Source organism: Brevundimonas diminuta, assembly GCF_039673845.1.
In the GTDB taxonomy this organism is placed as follows: domain Bacteria; phylum Pseudomonadota; class Alphaproteobacteria; order Caulobacterales; family Caulobacteraceae; genus Brevundimonas; species Brevundimonas diminuta_E.
Genome location: NZ_JBDJMK010000013.1, coordinates 88,750 through 95,619 on the forward strand (window position 1 = coordinate 88,750; position 6,870 = coordinate 95,619).

7 protein-coding genes and 1 tRNA gene are annotated in these 6,870 nt (G+C 63.2%); 4 read left to right on the plus strand and 4 right to left on the minus strand.

What is annotated here, in order from left to right; translation table 11 throughout:
* Positions 1–149 precede the first annotated feature (149 nt).
* The gene (locus tag ABE454_RS14925; RefSeq protein ID WP_346532892.1) at positions 150–1,034 is read right to left on the minus strand and encodes an NmrA/HSCARG family protein; all 885 of its coding nucleotides are present in this window, start codon (positions 1,032–1,034) and stop codon (positions 150–152) included.
* 98 nt (positions 1,035–1,132) lie between these two features.
* Here ABE454_RS14925 and ABE454_RS14930 point away from each other — a divergent pair, with 98 nt between their 5' ends.
* Positions 1,133–1,537 carry a winged helix-turn-helix transcriptional regulator gene (locus ABE454_RS14930; RefSeq protein ID WP_346532893.1) on the plus strand — a complete coding sequence of 135 codons (405 nt, stop codon included), beginning with the start codon at positions 1,133–1,135 and terminating at the stop codon, positions 1,535–1,537.
* Positions 1,538–1,662: 125 nt separating this feature from the next.
* On the opposite strand, the gene ABE454_RS14935 is transcribed toward ABE454_RS14930, so the two are convergent.
* Together ABE454_RS14935 and ABE454_RS14940 are read right to left on the minus strand one after the other, a co-directional pair.
* Positions 1,663–2,028 carry a hypothetical protein gene (locus ABE454_RS14935; protein ID WP_346532894.1) on the minus strand — a complete coding sequence of 122 codons (366 nt, stop codon included), beginning with the start codon at positions 2,026–2,028 and terminating at the stop codon, positions 1,663–1,665.
* A 160-nt stretch (positions 2,029–2,188) separates the two neighbouring features.
* Positions 2,189–3,082, minus strand: coding sequence for a LysR substrate-binding domain-containing protein (locus ABE454_RS14940; RefSeq protein WP_346532895.1), 894 nt, complete (start codon positions 3,080–3,082; stop codon positions 2,189–2,191).
* A gap of 112 nt (positions 3,083–3,194) precedes the next feature.
* On the opposite strand from ABE454_RS14940, the gene ABE454_RS14945 reads away from it, so the two are divergent.
* The 3 genes from ABE454_RS14945 to ABE454_RS16180 all read left to right on the plus strand — a co-directional run bounded on the left by ABE454_RS14945 (position 3,195) and on the right by ABE454_RS16180 (position 6,803).
* On the plus strand, positions 3,195–4,406 hold the full coding sequence (locus ABE454_RS14945) for an MFS transporter (protein ID WP_346532896.1): 1,212 nt from the start codon (positions 3,195–3,197) through the stop codon (positions 4,404–4,406).
* Between the two features lie 23 nt (positions 4,407–4,429).
* Positions 4,430–5,095, plus strand: a complete 666-nt coding sequence (locus ABE454_RS14950; RefSeq protein WP_346532897.1) for an NADPH-dependent FMN reductase — start codon at positions 4,430–4,432, stop codon at positions 5,093–5,095.
* A gap of 139 nt (positions 5,096–5,234) precedes the next feature.
* Positions 5,235–6,803, plus strand: coding sequence for a recombinase family protein (locus ABE454_RS16180; protein ID WP_430826495.1), 1,569 nt, complete (start codon positions 5,235–5,237; stop codon positions 6,801–6,803).
* Here the strand turns inward: ABE454_RS16180 and ABE454_RS14965 are convergent.
* A tRNA-Met gene (locus ABE454_RS14965) sits at positions 6,760–6,836 on the minus strand. The genes ABE454_RS16180 and ABE454_RS14965 overlap by 44 nt on opposite strands.
* Between the last annotated feature and the right edge of the window lie 34 nt (positions 6,837–6,870).

Consider the following 6,870-nt stretch of genomic DNA (forward strand, 5'->3'; position numbering starts at 1 on the left):
GGCGCAAACTGCACAACAGCATTGAGATCATGTTTGCGCGACTGAAAGACTAGCGGCGCGTCGCCCCCCGCTATGATCGCTGCCCCACCGGCCTCCTCTGCGCCATCCATCTCGCCGCAATCATCCTCTTCCGGCCATGCATCCTGAGCCTAGGCTGATGCCCGCAAGGCTGCATCCAGCAATTTTCGCCCATCGCCAGCAAGCCAGGCTCTGAAGGTGAGGAGTTCGGGATTAATTTCGCGCATCGCTCTTAGGTCCACGCGCTCAGCAAGGGACCCATCCTCAAGGCTCTTCGCCATATGGGCGAGATCAGCGTTTGCGGCGAGAACGTCCTCGGGAAACCGTTCATAGGTTATCGGGCGACCGGCTGCTTCGCTGAGGGCGCTCTCAATTTCATGCCCGGTGAGACGATCGCTCGCGATCTTAAGCGTTGCGCCGCCAAAGCGGGGCTTATCGGCAAATACCGCTGCAACAAACCTGCCGACGTCATCGACCGCTGCGAGCTGAATAGAATGGTCAGGCCTGATCAGGGATGCCAACCGGCCTTCATCCAGACCGAAACCGGGTCGCACCAGCATGTCCATGAAAATCATGGGCCGGATGATGGTCGTCGTCATCCCCAGCGCCCGAACATGGGCCTCAATGCGAGGCTTTGCATCAAAACGCGGAACGCCTGTCAGCGCATTCCCCACGCTGGCGCCCGACGAATAGACAAAATGCGTAATGCCGGTTTCCGCTGCGATATCCGCGACTGAAGCGCCATAATGGACTTCATCCTCGGCAGTCAGATTGGCGGGCAGCACACTAAAGACACCATGGGCGTCCTTCATCGCTGAGCGGATAACATTTGTCGTTTCAAATGCGCCCCGCACAAGTTCGGCGCCTGCACTCTGCAATGCCATCGAGGCCGCGTCTGCCGGATTCCGAACGAGTGCGCGAACCACCCATCCAGCCTTCAACAAGGCTTTGGCGACAGATCCTCCCTGTCTTCCGGTCGCGCCGAAAACCAGAATTGGAGGCTTGCTATTGGTCATCGGAAACCCTCGCCTTGAACAAGGGCGATCCATATATACGAACGAGTTTCCCCCGGAAGACGGCACATTTTTCAGCGTCAGGTACAAGGATGATACCCTTGGACGAGCAGACCAGCGCCGGCGCACTGCGCGAACCGGAAACCGACAGACACTTCCAGCCCATCCCGTCAAACGGGGTTTGCAGGCTGCTGAGTGACAAATGGACTGTGCCGGTTCTCTGGCGTCTTTCTCTCGCGGAGGATCATCGGCTCCGCTTTTCGACGTTGAAAAAAGAGGTCGGAGAAATCACGCAGCGCATGCTGACGCTCACGCTGCGCAATCTCGAGCGCGACGGGTTTGTTATCCGTCACTACTTTCCTGAAGTGCCGCCCCGTGTGGAGTATGAGCTGACGGAGATCGGCCATGGAGCTTTGCGCGCCCTTGAGGGATTTAACTTTTGGGTCCACGACAATCTGAACGACATCAAAGCCCACCGACGCGCTTACGATCAGACGGAATCATAAATCCAGACATCCGAACCAAGCTGAGAAGCCGCTACAGGCTGGAGGCGGGTTAGATCGCATCAACAAGATCAACGTCCTGCAAACCCGCATGGACCTGAAGCTCAGAACCGCAGGCGAACATTTCGTCAGGACGAAATGACCCGCCAGTCCTGAGAAAGCTCGTCCTGGGCGCCGGGTATCGGGGTGCTGGTCGTCGGCGCCATGAATTCAGGAACTCCGTATGCCGCAAGTCGGTCTGCCTCTTCGGACGCCTTTTCATACTGTCGGAAGGACCAGCGGATCGGAAGGAGCGCTGGATCATAGGTCTCTTTCAACACGGACAGCCGCTCATCCCAAAACACGGCGCACAGCGACATCAAAACAGGGCGCTCTGCCGAATGAAGCGTGGCGACGATCAGCGCCGTATCTCCCGATGTCGAAAAGCTGTTGAGCTCAATGAGTCTGCCCTTGGCGGCATAGGCCAGGCGCCGCCCGACAGCGTCGCGGCCCATCGGCGTGCTTTCATAGCTGCGCTCTCCGGGTGCGCTGGGATAACCGGCAACGCCGATGTTTTGCGGAACACTGTCGACACTGATCGCGATGCCGACGCTCGCGACAGGGCTTCGCCCTCCTTTTGCAGGTGGCCGTTTGCGCCTTCACGCTACATCAGGGTCAAGGTGACGCCATCTGCTCCGCGAGGAAGTCGACGACCGCGCGAACGGAAGGCAACTGCCCCCTGCGGTGAGGCATGAGAAGCGTCGTCGTCGCCCCCTTCATTTCCCACAGCGGCAAAAGACGCACCAAGTCGCCGCTTTCAATATGGGGACGGGCCAGGCGATGAGGCAGGCTTGCGACGGTCATGCCCGCCAGCGCCGCCTTCACGATCAAAACAGGGTCGTCAGCAAAGAGCTTCACAGCGGGCTGAACGCTCACGACCGCGCCTTCCGGCCCCAGCAAGGTCCATGTGAACGGGGCGGTCGACGTCTCCGGCGCGACGCAGGCGTGCGCGGCCAGCGCCTCGGGCCGCGCCGGATTTCCATGCTCGGCCAGATAGGAGGGCGACGCCACGAGGTAGTTGGGAGCATAGCCGAGCCGGCGTTGGACCAGATCCGAGTTCGGAAGCGCGCCCCGATGAACGCGGATCGCGACATCGATCCCTTCGTGAACAAGGTCGACATATCGGCTGGTGACGACGACCCCGACCTGAATTTTCGGGTAACGGCGCGCCAACTCCGGCAACAGATCGGCGAGATCCGTCTGAACCGTCGTGGAGGACGCCGAGATGCGAACCAGGCCCTGCGGTTCCGACAGCCGACGCCGCACGGCGTCGCCGGCGGCCTCGGCTTCCAGCAAGGCGGCTTTCGCGTGGCGAAAGAAGCTCTCCCCCACGTCCGTCAGGGCGACCTGTCGCGTGGTGCGATGAAGCAGTCGCGCCCCTAGATCAATCTCCAGTTCGGCCACGCGCTTGCTGAGCGTCGATTTTGGGACGCCCAAAGATCTGGACGCCGCCGCAAACCCCCGGCTTTCCACCACATGAACAAAGAAGAAGAGGTCGTTCAGCTTCACGTTCCCTCACTGTCCATATTCATAGACAATCAGTCCATATTCCAGAGACTACCGCGATATTGACCTGACAATCATTCCTAATGCACGCGCAAAAACGAGAAAGCGACGTTGCATGCCCCCTCCCTCCATCGTCTTCAGACAGAGACGCCGGGACGCCTCCGCCCCGGCGCGCAACGGCGCCCTGACCGCCCTGGTCGGCGCCAGCTGCCTCACCGCCATGGCGGCGACGGCGATCACGCCCGCCCTGCCCGGCATGGCGGAAGCCTTCGCCGACACGCCCAACGGGGCCTTTCTGGTCAAGATCGCGCTGACGCTTCCGGCGCTGATCATCGCGTTGCTGGCGCCTTTCATCGGGGCGCTGGTCGACCGGCTCGGCGCCGGCAGAATCCTGGTCGTTTCCGCCCTGGCCTTCGCCATCTCTGGCTCCGCCGGCCTCTACGCGCCCGACCTCGCTACGCTCCTCGTCTCCCGTGCGGCGCTCGGAGCGGCCATCGCCGGTATGAGCACCGCCAGCCTCACCCTGGTCGGCGCGCTCTACGCCAATGAGCAACGGCAACGCGTCATCGGCCTGCAAGGCTCGGCGGCGTCTTTCGGAGGCATGCTCTTCCTGCTTCTGGGCGGCCTGCTCGCCGCTTGGGGATGGCGGCTGCCGTTCGCCGTCTATCTGCTGGCCCTGGCGCTGATCCCCATAGCGCTGCGGCATCTGCCCCGCTCGTCGCCGCCCGTCGCCGCGTCGCCCTCAGGCAAACAAGCCGACACGACGCGATGGCCGCCGCTGGTTCTCGCCTATGCCTCGGCCTTCCTGGGCATGGCGTTGTTCTACGTCATCCCGGTGCAGTTGCCCTTCCACCTGGCGTCGAACGGGGCGGTCGATCCCCGACTGGCGGGATACGCCCTGTCCCTGTGCACCTTTTCCGGCGGCGTAACCGCGGCGTTCTACAGCAGGATACGCAGTCGCCACGCGCCGTCCGCCATCATCGCAGCAGCCTTTGCGGCGATCGCCGCAGGCCAGATGTGTGTAGCTTTCGGCGACTATCGGCTGGTTCTGCTGGGCATGGCGATCGCCGGCTGTTCGGCAGGCCTCCTCCTGCCCACCGTCAACGGCCTCGTGCTCGCTTCGGCCCCTGCGCACAGGCGCGGACTCTTCACGGGCGTCGCCGCCGCCAGCCTCTTCCTGGGCCAGTTCATTTCTCCGCTCAGCGCCGAAGCCGCCGAACATCTGGCGGGAAACATATTCGTCGGCGTGTCGCTGGCGGCCGCCGCGACCTGCCTCGCCGTCATCGCCTCAAGCCTGTTCATCTCACCCGCTCGCCCGCGCCGATGATCCCCCCGAAAGGACGCCTCGCCATGAAACCGTTTCGCCTCGGCCTCATCATCAGCACCACGCGCACCGGCCGTTTCGCCGACAAGCCGACGCAGTGGCTTCTGCACCGTCTGGCCGATCGCCGCGAATTCGCAGCCGAAACGATCGATCTGAGGGACTATCCCATGCCTCTCTTCGATGAAGCCGCCGCTCCCGCCCATTCGCCGCCGCAATGCGTCCATGCGCGACGTTGGGCGGACAGGGTCGGCGAGATGGACGCCTTCATCTTCCTCACGGCCGAGTACAATCACAGCATTCCCGCCGCGCTGAAGAACACGCTCGATCACGCCTATGTTCAGTTCAACCGCAAGCCCGCCGCCTTCGTCGGCTATGGCGGCGTGGGCGCCGCACGCGCCATCGAGCACCTGAGACTGATCTGCATCGAGCTGCAGCTCGCGCCCCTGCGCTCAGCCGTCCATGTCGGCATGGAGGCCTATCTGGACATCGCCGCGGGCCGACGAGGGTTCGAGGATTTCGACCACCTGAACACCTCAGCGACGGCCCTGTTCGACGAACTCGCCTGGTGGACGGCGGCGCTGGGCGTCGCGCGGGCGGAACTGCAGGATCAGCCCGGTCCTTTCAGGCCCGCCCCTCCAGATCGCCTTTCAGACGATCAATCAAAGACAGGGCGTGTCCGGCGTATTCGCTGATCCAGCGGTCATGGATGCGTTTGATCGGCAGGGCTCCGTTGCCGTGGACGTCGAGGAAGTCACGCCCGATCAGCGCATCGTGCTGCGCTGGGATGCGAAAACGGCCGATGGACAACCCGCCTTCACGATCCGCATAGTCATGGACTTCGAGCCTCTGGGCGACGGCTCCAGCCGAGCCGAGGGCGTCACAGACGCGCTCTTGTTCGCGGACAAGGCCGCTTCCGGCAGCGCGATCGCCAACCGCCCCGGATTGCGCGCCCTCCTCGCCGCCGGGGAGCGCGGCGCAGTCAGCGACGTCATGGCCGAAGCGCTCGACCGACTGTCGCGCGACCAGGAGGACATCGCCCACATCTACAAGCGCTTGCTCTACCTGAAGACCCTGGCCGAAGGCCCGATCGACAGGATTCACATCGGGCTGAAAGGCACAATGAACGAACTCTTCCTGCACGATCTGGCGGTGAAGACGCGTCGCGGCCTGACCGCACGGGTGAAAGCCGGCTTCTCGGGCGGCGGCCGCTGCTATGGCTATGACATCGTCAGCAAGGGCGAACTGCACCCCAACGCCCGCCAGGTCGACATCCTCCACCAGATATTCAACGACTTCGGCCGCAATGGAATGTCGGCCCGCGCCATCGCTCACAAGTTAAACGCCGCCGGCGAACCCGGTCCACGCGGAGACGAATGGACGCCGTCGACCATTCATGGCGACCGCCGCGCCCAGGACGGCATCCTGCACCAGGAACTCTATATCGGCGTGCGGGTGTTCAATCGGCGTCGCTACCGCAAACACCCCGACACCGGAAAGCGCTCATCGGCGCTGAACCCGCCTGAGGAATGGCTGCGCCAGCCCGTCCCGCACCTGCGCATCATCGATCAGGAGCTCTGGAATGCCGTTCAGGCCCGCCTCGACGCCCAGGCAGAACAGCCCAGGACGCTCACTCGCAAGCCCAAACGCCTGCTGTCCGGACTGATGAAGTGCAGCTTGTGCGGCTCCGCCATGACGCTGAAGGGTGGCAAGTACAACTGTAGCGGCCGCTACGATCGGGGAACCTGCTCCAACGGCAAGATCATCGCTGCCAAAACGGTCGAAGAGCGCGTTCTCGCCGGCATCAAGATCCACCTGCTGTCGCCCGAAGCCATCGCAGAGGCCGTCAGAGCCTTTCACGCCGCCGCGGACGCGGAGCGCCACGCGCTCCAGGTTGAACGGGCGCCGCTGGAACGCGAACTGTCGGAGATCGAGCGCAAACTGAAGCGCGCGCAGACCATGTGTCTGGACGGCGCAATCGAGACGGAAGAATTGAAGACGATCAGCGCTCCGCTGAAGGTCCGTCGGAGCGAGATCCAGTCCCGATTGGCGATGGACGCCGCCCCGTCGGTGATCCAGCTCCATCCCGGCGCCGCGGAGGTCTACCGCCGGCTGGCGGAGAATCTACATGCCGCCATCGAGGGCGAGGACGGCGAAGAGATACGCACGGAACTGCGCAAGCTGATCGATTGCGTGGACTTCATCCCAACGGAGGGCCTGGGCAAGTTCCAGTTGGAAGTCCACGGCAGCCTGGCGGCGTTGCTGGCGCTGAGCCAGGCACAGAATACAAAAAACCCCACGACTGGGAGCCGTGGGGTTTCTGTAGATCAGAGCCTCACGTCCGGGTGTGAGGTAATGCTGGGTGCGGGAGCAGGATTTGAACCTGCGACCTTCAGGTTATGAGCCTGACGAGCTACCGGGCTGCTCCATCCCGCGGCAAGGCGGTGCGTAAAGGAAGAGGGTTCGAGAC